14 protein-coding genes and 1 pseudogene are annotated in these 16,868 nt (G+C 54.5%); 5 read left to right on the top strand and 10 right to left on the bottom strand.

Features of this window, described 5'->3' with window-relative positions; all coding sequences use genetic code 11:
- The first annotated feature begins 293 nt into the window (after window positions 1–293).
- Entirely contained in the window at window positions 294–899 is a 606-nt protein-coding gene (locus tag J4D97_RS03365; RefSeq protein WP_208306345.1) for a 2,3-bisphosphoglycerate-dependent phosphoglycerate mutase, read from the top strand.
- Between the two features lie 79 nt (window positions 900–978).
- Here J4D97_RS03365 and holA read toward each other — a convergent pair whose 3' ends face one another.
- A complete protein-coding gene (gene holA, locus J4D97_RS03360) occupies window positions 979–2,037 on the bottom strand; it encodes a DNA polymerase III subunit delta (protein ID WP_243900101.1) in 1,059 nt (352 codons plus the stop codon).
- 167 nt (window positions 2,038–2,204) lie between these two features.
- Here holA and tyrS point away from each other — a divergent pair, with 167 nt between their 5' ends.
- Entirely contained in the window at window positions 2,205–3,509 is a 1,305-nt protein-coding gene (tyrS, locus tag J4D97_RS03355; RefSeq protein ID WP_208306343.1) for a tyrosine--tRNA ligase, read from the top strand.
- 254 nt (window positions 3,510–3,763) lie between these two features.
- Here tyrS and J4D97_RS03350 read toward each other — a convergent pair.
- A pseudogene (locus J4D97_RS03350) lies at window positions 3,764–3,937 on the bottom strand (histone H1); the annotation flags it as partial.
- Between the two features lie 249 nt (window positions 3,938–4,186).
- Window positions 4,187–5,428 (bottom strand): aminotransferase class I/II-fold pyridoxal phosphate-dependent enzyme, encoded by a 1,242-nt coding sequence (locus tag J4D97_RS03345; RefSeq protein ID WP_208306342.1) that lies wholly within the window; start codon window positions 5,426–5,428, stop codon window positions 4,187–4,189.
- Window positions 5,429–5,735: 307 nt separating this feature from the next.
- Here J4D97_RS03345 and accC point away from each other — a divergent pair, with 307 nt between their 5' ends.
- Together accC and J4D97_RS03335 are read left to right on the top strand one after the other, a co-directional pair.
- Window positions 5,736–7,244, top strand: coding sequence for an acetyl-CoA carboxylase biotin carboxylase subunit (gene accC / locus J4D97_RS03340; protein ID WP_208306341.1), 1,509 nt, complete (start codon window positions 5,736–5,738; stop codon window positions 7,242–7,244).
- Between the two features lie 107 nt (window positions 7,245–7,351).
- Window positions 7,352–7,702: a Dabb family protein gene (locus J4D97_RS03335; RefSeq protein ID WP_208306340.1), complete on the top strand. Its 351-nt coding sequence runs from the start codon at window positions 7,352–7,354 to the stop codon at window positions 7,700–7,702.
- Between the two features lie 101 nt (window positions 7,703–7,803).
- On the opposite strand, the gene J4D97_RS03330 is transcribed toward J4D97_RS03335, so the two are convergent.
- A complete protein-coding gene (locus J4D97_RS03330; RefSeq protein WP_208306339.1) occupies window positions 7,804–8,334 on the bottom strand; it encodes a BLUF domain-containing protein in 531 nt (176 codons plus the stop codon).
- Window positions 8,335–8,547: 213 nt separating this feature from the next.
- Window positions 8,548–9,426 carry a universal stress protein gene (locus J4D97_RS03325; protein WP_208306338.1) on the bottom strand — a complete coding sequence of 293 codons (879 nt, stop codon included), beginning with the start codon at window positions 9,424–9,426 and terminating at the stop codon, window positions 8,548–8,550.
- Between the two features lie 607 nt (window positions 9,427–10,033).
- Between J4D97_RS03325 and J4D97_RS03320 the strand changes: the two genes are divergently transcribed.
- Window positions 10,034–10,435 carry a hypothetical protein gene (locus J4D97_RS03320; protein WP_208306337.1) on the top strand — a complete coding sequence of 134 codons (402 nt, stop codon included), beginning with the start codon at window positions 10,034–10,036 and terminating at the stop codon, window positions 10,433–10,435.
- A gap of 52 nt (window positions 10,436–10,487) precedes the next feature.
- Here the strand turns inward: J4D97_RS03320 and bshB1 are convergent, their stop codons facing one another.
- The 5 genes from bshB1 to pnp form a co-directional block, all read right to left on the bottom strand.
- Window positions 10,488–11,207: a bacillithiol biosynthesis deacetylase BshB1 gene (gene bshB1, locus J4D97_RS03315; protein ID WP_208306336.1), complete on the bottom strand. Its 720-nt coding sequence runs from the start codon at window positions 11,205–11,207 to the stop codon at window positions 10,488–10,490.
- 106 nt (window positions 11,208–11,313) lie between these two features.
- Window positions 11,314–12,420, bottom strand: coding sequence for a M23 family metallopeptidase (locus tag J4D97_RS23710; RefSeq protein ID WP_279592404.1), 1,107 nt, complete (start codon window positions 12,418–12,420; stop codon window positions 11,314–11,316).
- Between the two features lie 130 nt (window positions 12,421–12,550).
- Entirely contained in the window at window positions 12,551–13,495 is a 945-nt protein-coding gene (gene trxB / locus J4D97_RS03305; RefSeq protein ID WP_208306335.1) for a thioredoxin-disulfide reductase, read from the bottom strand.
- A gap of 192 nt (window positions 13,496–13,687) precedes the next feature.
- Entirely contained in the window at window positions 13,688–14,551 is an 864-nt protein-coding gene (locus J4D97_RS03300; protein WP_022823752.1) for a sigma-70 family RNA polymerase sigma factor, read from the bottom strand.
- Window positions 14,552–14,668: 117 nt separating this feature from the next.
- Complete coding sequence (gene pnp / locus J4D97_RS03295) at window positions 14,669–16,819, bottom strand: polyribonucleotide nucleotidyltransferase (protein ID WP_208306334.1); 2,151 nt, start codon at window positions 16,817–16,819, stop codon at window positions 14,669–14,671.
- Window positions 16,820–16,868: the final 49 nt, after the last annotated feature.

Here is a 16,868-nt window from a genome sequence, read left to right as displayed (position 1 = left end):
GATGGGAAATATTTCTTAGTAACGTGGAAATATTTCCCATAGTTTCCTACCCTTGTTTTGTTGGGCCTACCCGACCGTCATTCCGAGCTTGTAGAGGACTCTCACGTGCTAATGGGAGATAAGAATTACTAACACGCAAAATTCCTCGACAAGCTCGGAATGACGGTCAGGTAGGTATTACGCAGATTTGCAAAGTCTCCCCGCCAAACACTTCACGCGCTGTTCACGGAGACGATAGCACCTTAGCTGCTATAGTTCGGCGGTTCCGGCCGTCATCACCCAACTTCCTCCTGATGTCCTTACTCGTGCTTGTACGCCACGGCCAGTCCGTTTCCAACCTGCAAAACGTCTTCACGGGCAGCCTCGATGTAGCCCTGACGCCCAAAGGCGAACAGGAAGCCCAGGAAACCGCTACCAAGCTGCGTGGCTTCCACTTCGATACCGCGTTTTGTTCCGATATGCTTCGCGCCCGGCGCACCCTCGATATTATGCTGCGCCAGCTGGGCCAGGCCGATATCCCTACCCACTACAACGCGGCCCTGAATGAGCGCTACTACGGTAATCTACAAGGCCTCAACAAAGCCGACACCGTGCAGAAGTATGGCGAGGAGCAGGTAGATCAGTGGCGCCGCAGCTACGACGTGGCCCCGCCTGACGGCGAGAGCCTGCACCAGACCCAGGACCGGGTAGTAGCCTACTATGAGCAGGCCATTGCGCCGTCGCTGCAACAAGGCCAGCACGTGCTGGTGGTAGCGCACGGCAACTCACTTCGGGCGCTCCGCATGTACCTGGAGCACTTTTCGGCTGAGCACGTGAAGGGGCTGGAAATCCCGACCGGCGGCGCTCGCGTCTACGAGCTAGACAACGCGTTGCATATCAAAGAAATGAGCGATTTATAGATTCTAGTTGATCGTGTTAGCCTAAGCCAGCTACTGAACCCAGATTCCTCGTTGCGCTCGGAATAACAGGTTACGGCTCCTACCCTACCACCGCCTGCAAGGGCACGGGGTGTAGAATCAGCCACACCAGTTCGCGCAGGATTTCGCCGTCGCTCATCGAGCCCGAGTCAATGCCTTTGCTCTGGCCGTCGGCGCGGCGGATGAGGTGGATGATGGCGCGGGTACGATCGGGCGTGAACACCTTGAGGCCAGTTTGGTAGTCCTTACGGGCAAAGGTGCTTTTCAGGCCCAGGCGGGTCCAGTCGGCATCGGTGGGGTTAGGCAGCTGGTGCAAGGCCAGCAGGCGCGAGAAGTAGTTGAACAGCAGCGTGAGGTTGGGAATCAGCGGACTGGCTTTGGGGTTGGCCTCGAAATAGAGTAGGATGCGGTTGGCCTTCAGCACGTCGCGCCGGATAAGGGCGCTTTGCAGCTCGAAGATGTTGTATTCCTTGCTGATACCCACCATCTTCTGCACTAGGTCCTCGTCGATAGGCTGGCCGGCGGGTAAGTTCAGCATCATCTTATCTACCTCGTTGATCAGCCGGCTCAGGTCGGTGCCGATGTACTCGGCTAGCATAGCCGTGGCCTGGGGCGCAATTTGCTGCCCCTTGCTGCGCACGTAGGCCGTGAGCCAGGCGGGCACCTGGTTGTCGTAGAGGCGGTTGCTGGTGAGCATAGCCGCCCGGGTGTCTTTGGCGGCCAGCAGTTTGCCCAGCTTCTTGCGCGAATCGAGGGTTTTATGCTTGTAGCAGAGCACCAGCACCGTGCTGGCCAACGGATTTTTGAGGTAGGCTTCCAGAAACGGCCACGCCTTTTCACTTTCCAGATCGGCTACGGCCTGCGCTTCTTTTACGATGATAACCGAGCGCTCAGCCATCATGGGGAAGCGCCGTGCTTGGTTCAGAATGCCCGCCACATCGGTATCCTTCCCATACAGTATCACTTGGTTGAACCCTCGCTCGTGCTCGGCCAAGGCGGTCTGCTCGATGATATCGGCTACGTGGTCGATGTAGTACGGCTCCTCGCCCTGCAACACGTACACGGGCTGAAACTGCCGCTGGCGCAGCTGCGCAAGAAGTTCGTCGGCGGAGAAAGTCAAGGGTGAAATTGTGAAAGGTGAAGTGGTGCAGCGGTGGCGCACGAAAACGCGCCAATACAGCACCAGCAGACGATGCACTAGCAAAGGTACCATTGTGCTTTCTACCTTTGCGCTATTCGTTGCGGAGCGTTTGCGCTTCACAACTTCACAACTTCATAGCTTCACTCTTGAATTTAATAGAAGAACTACGCTGGCGCGGCATGTTTCATGATATGATGCCCGGCACCGAGGAGCACCTGAGCACCGGCCAGCCCGTGACGGGCTACATTGGATTCGACCCTACGGCGCCGTCGTTGCACATTGGCAACCTGGCTACTATTATGCTACTGGTGCACTTGCAGCGCGCCGGCCACCGCCCCGTGGCTTTGGTGGGCGGCGCCACTGGCATGATTGGCGACCCTTCGGGCAAATCAGCCGAGCGTAATCTGTTGGATGAGACGACCCTACGCGCCAACCAAGCCGGCATCCAAGCGCAGCTAGAGAAGTTCCTCGACTTTTCGGAAGGCCCTACTGGTGCCCGCGTGGTGAATAACTACGACTGGTTCAAGGAAATTGGCTTCCTACAATTCCTGCGCGACGTGGGCAAGCACCTCACGGTGAACTACATGATGGCCAAGGATTCGGTGAAGCGCCGTATCAGCGGCAATGAGGAAAGTGGGGCCGAAGGCCTGAGCTACACTGAGTTCAGCTACCAGCTGCTGCAAGGCTACGACTTCTTCCACCTCTACGACACCCTGGGCACTACCCTGCAAATGGGCGCTTCGGACCAGTGGGGTAACATCACGACGGGCACCGAGCTGATCCGGCGCCTTACCAATGGTGAAGGCAAGGCATTTGCCCTCACCGGCCAGCTCATCACCAAGGCCGATGGCACCAAGTACGGCAAGAGCGAAACCGGCACGGTGTGGCTCGACCCCACCATGACCTCGCCCTACCAGTTCTACCAGTTCTTCCTAAACTCCGCCGATGCCGACGCGCCGCGTCTCATCCGCGTGTTTACGCTGCTGAGCCAGGAAGAAATTGAAGCCTTGGAAGCCGAGCACGCCCAAGCCCCGCACCTGCGGACCTTGCAAAAAGCTCTGGCCAAAGCCGTGACCATCCGGGTGCATTCCGAAGCGGCCTACGAAGCAGCCCTGGCGGCCTCGCAAGTCCTATTTGGCGGTGGCGACCTACACTCCCTCGACGAGCCTACCCTACTCGACGTATTTGCCGGTGTACCCCACCTGGAGGTAGAGCGCGCCCAACTCCCTACCCTCACGGCCACCGACTTACTGAGCGTGGCTACCAACGCGCAGGTATTCCCTTCCAAGGGCGAGGCCCGCAAGATGATTCAGCAGGGTGGCGTGAGCCTGAACCGCCAGAAGGTAGGCGCCCCCGAGCAGCCCGCCGCCGATGTACCGCTGCTACTGGATAAATACCTGGTAGCCCAGAAAGGCAAGAAGAACTACTACCTCCTTAAGATCACGGATTAGGACGAATTTTTCGGATTCATCGGATTTTGTGGACGATTGTACGAACGGTGTAGCTGATATGCCACAGGGTAGCACGGCTCATTTCTAATTCATATCCATCTCAATGCAAAAGAGCCCGGCTGAAAAGCCGGGCTCTTTTGTTAATGGTCCACAAAATCTGACGAATCCAAAAAATTCGTCCTAATCCGTGATTACTTTTTCTTGGCTGGAGCGGCTTTCTTAGCGGCGGGAGCAGGAGCAGCTTTGGTTTCCGTAGCCGAGTTTTTGGCGTTCTGCACTTCTGTGCGGATTTCCTGGGCCAGGTTCTTCAGCTCCTGCATGCCTTTGCGCACGCGAGTACCAGCGGCCGAGTTTTGCTTGTCGTAGAACTTTTCGAAGTCGCCTTCCAGAGACATCACCAGGTCCTTCAATTTGCTGAAATTGCTCATTTGAGAGAGGTTTTAGGGGTGTGGAATATATTGATTGAACGGCCCTAATATACAGGGATTTCAAATACAAGCAACACCTCACTTTTTTTTCAAAAGGCCCTTTGGCGCCTCACAAGGGCTTTTTCTTCTAATTTCCCTTCTTATTTACAGCATTCGCCGCCATCACACACATTAGATTAATGCAAAAAATTAGGCCCTCAAATCAGCTGATTCGAGGGCCTAACTGCCTTAGCACAACCGTAGCAGAGGCTATTCGGCCGGAACTTGCGATTTCGAATAAAGGCCTTTATCCAGCTTTTCAGCCATGGCTTCAAATGCACGAATGGTTTCGTCTACATCGGCCAACGTGTGCATGGCCGTCGGAATCAGGCGTAGCATGATCACACCTTTGGGCACCACCGGATACACCACAATAGAGCAGAAAATACCGTAATTCTCTCGTAGATCGAAGGTTATCTGCGTTGCATCGGATATTTCACCGTTCAGGAACACGGGCGTTACTGGCGACTGGGTTGTACCCAGGTTGAAGCCTTTTTCGCGCAAGCCGGTTTGCAGAGCGCGTACCACGGTCCAGAGGTTATCTTTCAGCTCGGGCTTGGTACGCAGCAGCTCCAGGCGCTTCAGCGCGCCTACAACTAGCGGCATAGGGAGCGATTTGGCAAAAATCTGGCTCCGCATGTTGTAGCGCAAATATTCAATTACCGTTTCCTCGCCACCCACGAAGGCGCCGATGCTGGCCATAGACTTCGCAAACGTCGAAAAATATAGGTCGATGCCGTCTTGTACGCCCTGTTCTTCGCCTGTACCGGCGCCCGTAGCGCCCATGGTACCGAAGCCGTGGGCATCATCTACGAACAGACGGAACTCATATTTTTCCTTCAGGGCAATGATTTCTTGCAGCTTGCCCATGTTGCCCGACATGCCAAATACGCCTTCGGTGATTACCAGGATGCCGCCACCGGTTTCGTCGGTCAAGCGTTTGGCACGCTCCAGCTGTTTTTCCAGGTTTTCGATGTTGTTGTGCGGGTACACGAAGCGCTTGCCCTGGTGCAGGCGCACACCGTCGATGATGCAGGCGTGCGACTCAGCATCGTACACGATGGCGTCGTGCCGGTTCACAATGGCATCGATAATCGACACCACGCCCTGGTAACCGAAATTGAGCAGCATCACGTCGGGCTTCTTGATGAAGTCGGCCAGCTCGCTTTCCAGCTGCTCGTGCAGGTTGGAGTTGCCGCTCATGATGCGTGCCCCCATGGGTAGAGCCATACCGTACTGGGCGGCCCCATCCACGTCGGCCTGACGAACTTCGGGGTGGTTGGCTAGGCCCAGGTAGTTGTTCAGGCTCCAGGTGAGCACCTCCTTACCGCGAAAAATCATGCGGGGCTTGATTTCGCCTTCCAGTTTGGGAAATGTGAAATAGCCGTGCGCATAGTGCGAGTGGCTGCCCAGCGGGCCGCGGTTGGCGGCTATCTTGTTGAAAAGATCCACGAAGGAACAGGTTTAATGTGGGAAATACAGACGGGTAGTGCTAGTGCAGAACACGCCTAAGAAGACAAAGTTAACTAAAAAGCAAAAGTAGGGGCCCGCCCGGTGGCGTCCAACTGATTTCCGTCAGGTGCACCCGCTTTTTTGGGTAGGCAGAAAAGCTGTTTCTTTGGTGTAAACTGCGCTCCTCTGTTATCCTGAGCTTGCGAAGGACCTTATGCCAGCCAACGACTTATCCTGACGTGAGAAGGTCCTTCGCAAGCTCAGGATGACAGATACTTCTACTTCACTGCTCTCTACCCCACCCCACATGAAAGAAATCAAGAAGCTTTTGGTAGCTAACCGCGGCGAAATTGCCCTGCGCGTGCTGCGCTCAGCCAAGGAAATGGGCCTGCAAACCGTGGCTATCTACTCCGAAGCCGACCGCCACGCCCTGCACGTACGCTACGCCGATGAGGCAGTGTGCGTGGGCCCGCCTACCTCCGCCGAAAGCTACCTGCGCGGCGACAAGATTCTGGCCGTGTGCCGCGAGTTGGGCGTCGATGCCATTCACCCCGGCTATGGTTTCCTAAGTGAAAATGCCGCCTTCGCCCGCATGGTGCGAGAGGCAGGGTTGATTTTCGTGGGGCCGTCGCCGGAAGCCATGGAGATGATGGGCGACAAGCTTTCGGCCAAGCAGGCGGCTAAGGCCTATAATATTCCGCTGGTGCCGGGCACAGAGGAAGCCATTACGGACGTGGCCGCTGCCCGGCAGATTGCCACGGAGGTAGGCTTTCCCATCCTCATCAAAGCCTCGGCCGGCGGGGGCGGCAAGGGCATGCGCGTGGTGAACTCGGCCGATGAATTTGCCGAGCAGATGCAACTGGCCGTGTCGGAGGCTACCTCAGCCTTTGGCGATGGCGCGGTGTTTATCGAGAAATACATTGGCGCGCCCCGCCACATCGAGATTCAGGTACTAGGCGATGAGCACGGCAATATTGTGCACCTGTTTGAGCGCGAATGCTCCATTCAGCGCCGTCACCAGAAGGTGATTGAAGAAGCACCGTCCTCGGTGCTTACGCCCGAGCTGCGCACCGCCATGGGTAGGACGGCCGTGGAGGTAGCCCGCGCCTGCCAGTACACGGGCGCTGGCACAGTGGAGTTTTTGCTCGATGAGCAGCACAACTTCTACTTTCTGGAAATGAACACCCGCTTGCAGGTAGAGCACCCCGTTACGGAGCTAATCACGGGCCTCGACCTAGTGAAAGAGCAAATCAAGGTAGCGCGAGGTGAGAAGCTGCGTTTCGGGCAGGACGACCTGCATATCACTGGCCACGCCCTGGAATTGCGCGTGTACGCCGAAGATCCGCAGAACAACTTCCTACCTGACATCGGCACGCTTACTACCTATGTGCGCCCGCAAGGCCCCGGCGTGCGCGTCGACGACGGTTTTGAGCAGGGCATGGACATCCCGATTTACTACGACCCAATGATTGCCAAGCTCATCACCTACGGCCACAACCGCCAGGAGGCCATCGAGCGGATGCTGCGCGCCATTGCCGAATACCAGATTACCGGCATCGCAACCACGCTAAAATTTGGCACCTACGTGCTGCAGCATCCCGCTTTCGTTTCAGGGAATTTCGACACCAACTTCATCCGCGACCATTTCCCTTCCGACGCCCTCACGCCCCCTACCCCCAATGAGGACACAGCCAAGGTAGCAGCCGTGCTAGCCGCCATGCTATTGGAAACCCGAAAGCCGCAGGCAGCTCCAGCAACTGAAGCAAGCAGCGCGGGAGTTTCGGGCTGGCGGCAAAATCGATTAGGCGGACGGTAGCACACTGCGTACCTATTGCTGTATCATCCTCATCTCATGTCGCGCTGCGGAGACGTATGCCGTATTTAGTAGACAAGTAAATCAATACGTTTCTCTGCCCTACCCTTATGACTACCTCACTGCCACACAATCTGTTTGTGCACCACGTGCTGTTTTACATGCCCGAAACAGTCACCGACGCTGACAAAGCGAAACTACTGGAAGGTCTCCATCTACTCCAGCAGATTCCGTCCGTCAAACTAGCGCACATTGGTACCCCAGCGGCCACCAATCGTGCCGTTATTGAGCGCAGCTACACCTATTCCTGGCTATGCTTCTTTGAGAATGCCGAGGCCGAAGCGGACTACCAGCAGCACCCACTACACGATAAGTTCCGGGAACAATATGCCCGTTACTGGGAGAAGGTAGTGATTTATGATTCGGTGGGATCAGCGCAGGGAGAACTATCGGAGAGCTAATCAAGCTATTACTGCTCGCTATACTGCTCAGTTCTGAGCGGTATGTGGGATAGAGATGACGTAGTCATCTCTATCCCACATACCTAAATATAGCCAAGCCATTAATTAGTCGGGTAGGCACTTCGCCACTCTGCCAATAGAACCAGCAGCGTTGGGTCAGTAACAGGAATCTTGGGTAGCAGCAAACGGTGCCGTTGCGCTTGCAAATAGTCTAACAGCCAATAAAATTCCTCTGGCTCTGGCTCGGCAAACGCCATAGCCCACCCGGCAAACACCCGTTGCGACTGCACGGCACGGTATAAGGTCGTGATCTGCTGGTGCCGTGCGTCTTTTTGGATTTGTGCGTAAAGAGGCTCTACAACATCTTCACTTCCTTCCAAAAACTGAACGAAGTAGCCGTCGTGGTAAAAAAGCAGGCCTGTAATGCCGTGTTGTTGATTATAGGTCCGCGCTTGTTCCAATAAATCAATCAGCTCTGCTTCGGAGAAGGATTGTCGTGCCCGACTCCGATACAACAGCTGCACAATAGGCGCTGCAGGCAGCCTATGCCGCGTATTGGCACTTGATGATGCCGTTGCAACCAGGTATTCGGGCAACTCAGGAAGCGGCAACGCGGCTGTAGCGGCGGCCAAACGCAAGAGCGCGTGGTGACGCTGCGAAATAGTTAACGGTGATTCCACTCGCCCATGTACGTAACTAGCACTGCGAAAGTGGGTTTCCCTCGTTCTTTCTTCTGCACGGTTACATCATATTGTCTCATTTTTAGATAGATACGGATAGAAAAAAGCCCTTAAACTCCTACCAAACAGAGTATGAGCAAGGGTCGGCATGGCTATCAGTGCGTGCTATATACTGTACAATAAGCCATCTGTTTCTGTTGGCCGGGGTGGGCGCTTACGGGCCGGCGTATTCTGGACGGGTAGTACTAGCACCGGCACGGGACTGTGCAAAAGCAGCTGCGCTGTCACGCTACGATGAAACAGCTCGCCCCAAACGCTGCGCGGCCGGGCCAGCACCACCAGCAAGTCGGCGCGCTGCGCTGCCACGGCCTGTAGAAGGCCCTGCGTGGGGCTCGCGTGGCAGATGTGGTTGGTCGAAACTCGCGGCAAATCACGCGTCAGCCCTGCGCCAGCAACCGTTTCGTAGGCTTGCGCCGCCGTGTGCTGGGTTGCCGATTCGGTCACGTGTACCAGGGTAACGGGCGCGTGGAGGGCCGCCAGCACGTGACGTAGAGCGTCGCCGTGCTCGTCCACCCCAAACTCCCCGCCGTCGGCAGCAAGCAGTACGTGCCGCGGAGCTGTCATTTTGGTTGTAGCCGGCGGCACTACCAGCAGGGGGAAGCTGCTGCTACGCAATAGTTGCAAGGCAGTGGTCGTGGCCAATTCATCGGGTATGTTTTCTGCATCCGGACGACTGAGCACCACCAGCAGCGGGTGGTAGCGCCGTATAGCATCGGCTACCACATCCGGCAGCAGACCCTGGCCTACCTCGGCTAAGGCTGGCACAGGTAGTTGACGCACCAAGCTATGCAATGCCCGCATGGTTGCCTCATAGCTCTCTCCAGAAAGCTTCCCTGTGAACCGCTCCGGGTCGAGTAGTGAATCACGATGCACGTGTAGTACAACCAGTTGCGCCTCCAACAGATGGGCAAAATTCACGGCTACTTTCAGCGACCGGTTGGCCCCTGCAGAAAAGTCAGTTAGTACAAGCAGGGTAGGACACATGGCGATATGGGCTAAGCGAATACGCATTTTTTCAACTGATTTACAGGCTATTATAACTGCATCAGTGAATCCGACAAAACATTTATTTCAGCTGAATCTGGCTGACGCTATACGCTATAGTCCTTCCCTTGAGGTAGTAGTGGACAGGCCCTACAGAGTAAGTGGCCTAAAGATTCTAGGATATCGGTTCGCTTTCACTGACGTAGATCATCTATTGACCTGACAATTATCAGTGAGGTTCGCTCAGTGTTGGTGAGACGCACATGTACTGGAAAATGATGACCGCAGTACAGGTCATAGCCAGCAACTACTTTACGGAATTCAGGATATATCCCGCGTTCACAAGAACCTACCCCATGTCACATAGAAGCAGGATGGTAGTCAGCAGTATTGTAATCTAAAATTGATTGGCTGTTTGCTTAACAGCTATAAGTTGATTGCAACCTATTGGATTGTCAGGCTACTCCTGTGTAAGTAGTTACAGCTACTTACACGCAGTTGAACTGCGAAAGCCGAATAAAAGCAGCAACATATCCTTCCTTACTTCTTCAGAATAGCAAAAACTGAAGCCGTTTTGTGTATCCGCTAGTTGCATCTACCCTATATAATGAAAGCTATAAACCGTTTGCTCCTTCTCCTACTACTATGTTCTTTCGCGCAAGGCTATGCGCAAACTACTGCCGACCGGGTGGCTTGCCTCAAAGAAAACGCAGTTGTAGTCAGTAATGTAGAACCAAGCAATGAAGACTACACAGACTTAGCCCCTTTGAAACAAAGCTTACAGGACATAACAATTGTCGGGTTAGGAGAGCAGAGCCATCACGATGGCAGCACCTTCAAGGCTAAGACTAGGCTCGTTAAATTTCTGCACCAGCAAATGGGCTTTCGCGTCATTGCCTTTGAGAGCGGCTTTTATGATTGCTACAAGGCCTGGCAAGAAATACAGACGGGCAAAACGGCCATAGATGCCGCCAGGAAGTCTATCTACCTCGCAACAGCCAACAAATAGAAAATCTACTCCTTAACGAGCTTTTTGCGTCTAAAAGTGAATTACCTGTAGCTTAGATTAAATCGCCTAGCTCCCGCACTCCCAGTGTCCGTTGCTTCGTGAATCCTTCCCCAAACTCTACCCCTATCATGTGGCCGAACTCGCGGGCACGGGCTTCCATAAACTTGCTAAACTCCAATGACGAGAGGTAGGTGCTGGGCGCATCCAAGTCGGGGTTGAAGAATTGCGTTTTATAGGCTAAGATAGACGCCCACTTTTTTTCCCAGTGCGGGGTGATGTCCACCACAAAATCGGGCACGATGGGCCGGTCCTGAATGAAATGGTATACATGTGCAGGCCGCCACGCGGCCTGGGCCTGGCCAGCCTCGTCCAATGTTTCGATCATCCGCAAGCCAGCCAGAAAGCAGGCATCCGTGATAAGTTGAGCAGCGCGGCCGTGGTCGGGGTGGCGGTCCGTGATGGCATTGCACAGCACCACATCGGGCCGGTGGCGGCGCAACGCGGCTATAATGGGTAGCTGATGCTCCCGATCATTGCGGAAAAAGCCGTCGGGTAGGCCCAGGTTTTCGCGCACCGATAGGCCCAGAATCTGGCTGGCCTCGGCGGCTTCGGCAGCCCGGGTTTCAGGCGTACCGCGCGTACCTAGCTCTCCGCGCGTGAGGTCTACAACTCCAATTTTCTTTCCTACCGCCGTAGCCGCCAGCAATGTGCCGGCACAAGACATTTCTACGTCGTCCGGATGGGCCGCAATGGCCAGAATATCAAGCTTCATTTTTCAGAATCTAGGGACCTGGGGGATTTTAAGGATGTACTCGGGATACAGCTTCTGGGATTAGTCTATCCAAAATCTTAAATCCTTATTCCCAAAGCCCCCAAGCCTATTTTATCCGCAGCGTACGGCCCGGACGAAGGATACCTATATTACCATTTAAACGACGTATCTGTGCCTGCGATACGCCATATTTCTGCGCAATTCCCGAAACCGTGTCACCCGACCGGATGCGGTGCGTGACCGTACGTCGGGCCGATGAGGCACCTCGGCTCCCGCTCCTACTCGACGAAGACCGGCTACTCAGCGCCCGGCTATAGTAGTTGAACAGGGCCGAGGTGATCTGGAAATTATCACTCCACAGCTTATAGTCCGGGAAATCATACATCCGGGATGGATCGATGGGGTTGCCCTCGTAACGCACCTCAAAGTGCAAGTGCGAGCCGGTGCTACGCCCTGTGCTACCACCCAGGCCAATTACCTCTCCGGCCTTTACAAAGGTACCCACAGGTAGGAGCGACTTACTCAGGTGACCGTAAAGCGTTTCTACCCCGTTGTAGTGCCGCACCAGCAAGTAGTTGCCGTAGCCTGAGCCATCCCACTTCGAAATGCGAATCACGCCGTCGAAAGCAGCGCGCACGGAGTCGCCGGTTTCCAGGTCCAGGTCTACCCCATAGTGCCAGCGGCCATTCCGGAACTTGAAGGCCGAGGTGATGGGCGTCGTTTCCAGCGGCATGCGGGCAAAGCGTTGCCGAGGCACGTCGGTGAGTTGCAGGTTGAGTGTATCCTTAATTCGGCGTCCATCCACCCGGTAGGGGTTGATGTTGCGCGTATCCCAGATAGCGTAGTAGCCCGCTACTTTAATCCAGGTGCTGTCAATCAACACTTCCTCCGACGTTTCCACAATCTGCTGCTCTCCTTCGTTCAGGGAGGTGGTATCCTCGTTGACGATGGAGAGCTTCTTGGCGGGGTTGAAGAGAATGGATTTGGCAGCCTCCGAATTTTCGTCGGGCAGGTCTTCCGTTTCGACCGTTACTTTGGTCTTCGGCGTAACTTTTTTAATGGTAGGCGATTTGATTTGGAAAAAATCACGCCGCCTCGTAGTGCTGGTTTTGGGTTTGGTTGTCCGTCGACGTTGCGCCAACCCTTGTTCGGGCAACGCAAGCAGAAACACTGCCAGCACCGGCCACAACCAGGTTTTTATCAGATGAAGCAAGAGAAAACAATGAAATGGTGAAAATAGTGAGATAGTGAAATGGTGAGATAGCGAGTCTGACGTTCTATTTGCTCAAAACCTAGCAGTAGGCTGTCAAACTCACTATCTCACCATTTCACTATCTCACCGTTTAATGTAGCCCCAAAGCAGCTAGGTAACGCTCAGCGTCGAGGGCAGCCATGCAACCCGTGCCAGCAGCCGTCACGGCCTGACGGTAGGTAAAATCCTGCACGTCGCCGCAGGCAAATACACCGTCCACGTTGGTTTTGCTAGTGCCAGGAATAGTTTTCAGGTATCCCTGTTCGTCGTGGTGCAGGTAGGGCTGAAAAATCTTAGAATTCGGTTCGTGTCCAATAGCAACGAAGAAACCCTGTACTGTAATATCCCGGCACTCGTGGGTGAGTAAGTTTTTTACGCGCACGCCTTCCACGGCGTGTTCGCCCAGCACCTCATCCGTTACAGTGTCAAACAACACCTCAATCTTGGGGTTGTCAAGCACGCGTTGCTGCATGATCTTGGAAGCACGCATTTCGCCTTTCCGTACAATCATGTACACCTTGCTAGCCAGATTGGCTAGGTAAGTAGCTTCTTCGGCCGCCGTGTCGCCAGCACCCACAATAGCCACCTCCATATTGCGGTAGAAGAAACCGTCGCACACAGCGCAGGCCGATACGCCCGAGCCATTCAGACGAGCCTCCGACTCCAGTCCCAGCCACTTAGCCGAAGCACCAGTAGCAATAATCACCGCATCAGCTGTGAGTTCTTTGTTTTCGTCGATGGTGATTTTGTGCGGATGGCTTGAAAAGTCCACCGCCGTTGCCAAACCATAGCGGATATCCGTACCGAAACGCTCCGCCTGTTTCTTCAAATCCTCCATCATCGACGGCCCCATCACCCCATCAGGGTAGCCGGGGAAATTTTCCACGTCGTTGGTAATCGTGAGCTGGCCACCGGGTTGCAAGCCCTGATACATAACGGGTTGCATGTTGGCGCGGGCAGCATAAATAGCCGCTGTATAGCCGGCCGGCCCCGAGCCGATAATCAGACACTTTATGTGTTCAGCAGTAGTAGTCATTGTGCTGGTGAAAGCAGTGTGAAAGACAAAGGTAAGCGTAGCCAAAAACTTCGGCTGCGACTGGTCTACCAGACGGAAGAAAACCAACAAAACCGGTACTGAGGTTTAGTCAGTTCTTCGCCTTAGGGGTAGAACGGCAATAAAAAACCCCAACAACTGGGCTGGGGTTTTTCGGGTAGAAATAAAAAACGCTTACCCCAGGTAGGGCTTCAGCGCTTTAGAGCGGGACGTGTGACGCAAACGACGGATAGCCTTCTCCTTGATCTGGCGTACTCGCTCGCGGGTGAGGTTGAATTTCTCGCCAATCTCTTCCAGCGTGAGCGAATGCTCACCGTTCAAACCAAAGTAAAGTGTAATAACGTCGGCTTCGCGCTTGGTGAGGGTAGAGAGAGCACGCTGCACTTCCTTGCGCAACGAGTCGTTCATTAGGCCCGTATCTGGCGATTCTTCGTCCTCGTTTTCGAGCACGTCGAGCAGACGGTTCTCTTCACCTTGCACAAACGGCGCATCTACAGACACGTGACGACCCGAGATTTTCAGGGTGTCCACTACCTCGGAAGTCGTCAGCTCCAGTACTTCGGCAATTTCCTCCGGCGAGGGCTCCCGTTCGAACTTCTGCTCCAGTTCCGAGAACGACTTGCTGATTTTATTCAGCGAGCCTACCCGGTTCAGGGGCAAACGCACAATGCGCGACTGCTCGGCCAGGGCCTGTAGAATGGATTGGCGAATCCACCATACGGCGTAAGAAATAAATTTGAAGCCGCGCGTTTCATCGAAGCGCTTGGCGGCTTTAATCAAACCGAGGTTGCCCTCGTTGATCAAGTCACCCAGCGAAAGACCTTGGTTTTGGTATTGCTTGGCCACCGACACCACGAAGCGCAGGTTAGCTTTGGTCAGCTTTTCCAGCGCTTGCTGGTCGCCTTCCTTGATGCGTTGCGCCAGCGTCACCTCCTCGTCGGGAGTGAGCAGATCTACCTTACCAATCTCCTGGAGGTATTTATCCAGCGACTGGCTTTCGCGGTTGGTAATCTGCTTGCTGATTTTTAGCTGTCTCATTGCAGGCGCTAAAGAATTGTATTTCTAAAAGTTGAATAGCAGCTTCCTTTTGTGGGAGCCGGACATTGATTAGCAACAGTCCAACCCCCACGAAAGTTCGTACGTCGTCTGCTGTGCTTAGTTGGCCGAAGCAGCTTGCTCCGGTTTCGGAAGCAATACTTTGCGCGACAAGCGGTACTTACCGGTCTTTTTGTCGATGTCCAGCAGCTTCACGTCTATCTCCTGCCCTACTTCCAGTACGCCTTCCAGCGAAGCCAGTCGCTCGTGAGCTACCTCCGAAATATGCAGCAGACCGTCTTTGCCCGGCATAATCTCCACGAAAGCACCATAGGGCTGAATGCTGCGCACTTTGCCTTTGTAGGTTTCGCCTACCTCAGGCTGGGCCGCAATGGCCCGGATGCGCGAAATAGCAGCTTCCATATCCTCTTGGTTGGAAGCGAAAATGCTCACGTGGCCTTTTTCGTCCTTCTCCTCGATAATAACAGTAGCGTTGGTATCCTTCTGAATCTGCTGGATAACCTTGCCGCCAGGTCCGATAACTGCACCGATGAACTCTTTATCGATGAGCATTTTGTGCGAACGGGGCGTATGGGGCTTCAGCTCCTCAGCCGGTGCTGAGATGGTCTTTGCCATTTCCCTCAGGATATGCAAACGGCCCTCGCGCGCCTGGTGCAGTGCCTTGGTCAGGATTTCGTTGCTTAGACCTTGAATTTTAATGTCCATCTGGCAAGCCACGATACCCTTCTCGGTACCGGTCACTTTGAAGTCCATATCACCGAGGTGGTCCTCATCGCCCAAGATATCCGAAAGCACAGCGTATTCGCCGGTCTCTTTATCTTGCACAAGACCCATGGCAATACCCGAAACAGCCGAGCGAATCTTGATACCGGCATCCATCAGCGCTAGCGAAGCCGCGCATACCGTCGCCATCGACGACGAGCCGTTCGACTCCAGGATGTCCGACACAATGCGGATGGTGTAGGGATTCTCTTCTTCGGGCGGCAGCACCTTCTTAATGGAGCGCATGGCCAGGTTGCCGTGCCCTACCTCCCGACGGCCGGGGCCGCGGTTAGGCTTCACCTCACCAGTCGAGAAGGCTGGGAAGTTGTAGTGCAGCATAAACTTACTGTAGCCGGACTGCATCGCCGAGTCAATAATCTGCTCGTCGAGCTTGGTGCCGAGGGCTACTGTAGTTAGCGACTGGGTTTCGCCACGCGTGAACAGCGACGAGCCGTGGGCGCCAGGCAGGTAGTTCACCTCCGACCAAATCGGACGGATTTCTGTCAGCTTGCGGCCGTCCAAGCGGGTGCCTTCCTTGATCATCATGTCACGGATGGCTTTCTTCTCCGCGGAGGAATAGTAACGGCCAAACTGCTTCATATCCAATTCGGGCTGCTCAGCCACCAATTGCTGTAGAAACTGGTCCTTTACGCCCCCAAAGCCTTTTTTGCGACCAGCTTTGCTAGCATCGCCCATCTTGGCCACATTATAAGCCAGATCGTAAATACCCTGAGTAATACGGGTTTTCAGATCTTCGTTCTCATCATATTTAGGATACTCTCGCTTGGTGTGCGACTTTTCTACCGCTACAGCTAGTTCCTGCTGCACGCGCACCTGCTCTTTGATGGCCTCGTGCGCATAAGCAATGGCTTCCACCATCTCTTCCTCGCTCACTTCATCCATCTCACCTTCTACCATTGCCACCGAGTCGGCCGTTGCGCCCACGATGAGGTCAATGTCAGCACGAGCAATGTCAGCTGTTAGTGGGTTGATCTGAAGCTTACCATCAATACGAGCTACGCGTACTTCTGAAATCGGTCCAGCAAATGGGATATCTGAAATTGACAGAGCCGCCGAAGCCGCTAAAGCTGCCAGCGCATCCGGCTGCACGTCCTTATCAGCCGAAATCAGCGAAATCATCACCTGCACTTCGTAGTGATAGTCCTTGGGGAACATCGGCCGCAAAATGCGGTCTACAAGGCGGCAAACCAATACTTCGTAATCTGAAAGGCGGCCTTCGCGGCGCTGAAACGAGCCGGGAATTTTACCAGCACCGCCAAATTTTTCCTGATAGTCAACCGACAGTGGCAGGAAGTCCACCCCATCGCGCTGTGAAGGTTGCGACACCACCGTTGCTAGCAACATGGCATCCCCGAGGCGAACAACAACTGCCCCGTCGGCGAATTTGGCCAGTTTACCAGTTTCAATCGAAATCTGCCGACCATCCGGCAGGGTAATATATTTTGTAACCGCGTTGTAATTGGGCATCTTGTGTGGTTGGAGATGAGATGGGAGAAGTGAGATAGGAGCCTTCTAT

This window comes from Hymenobacter defluvii (assembly GCF_017589435.1).
Lineage (GTDB): Bacteria > Bacteroidota > Bacteroidia > Cytophagales > Hymenobacteraceae > Hymenobacter > Hymenobacter profundi.
This window is presented reverse-complemented; position numbering and strand designations above follow the sequence as displayed.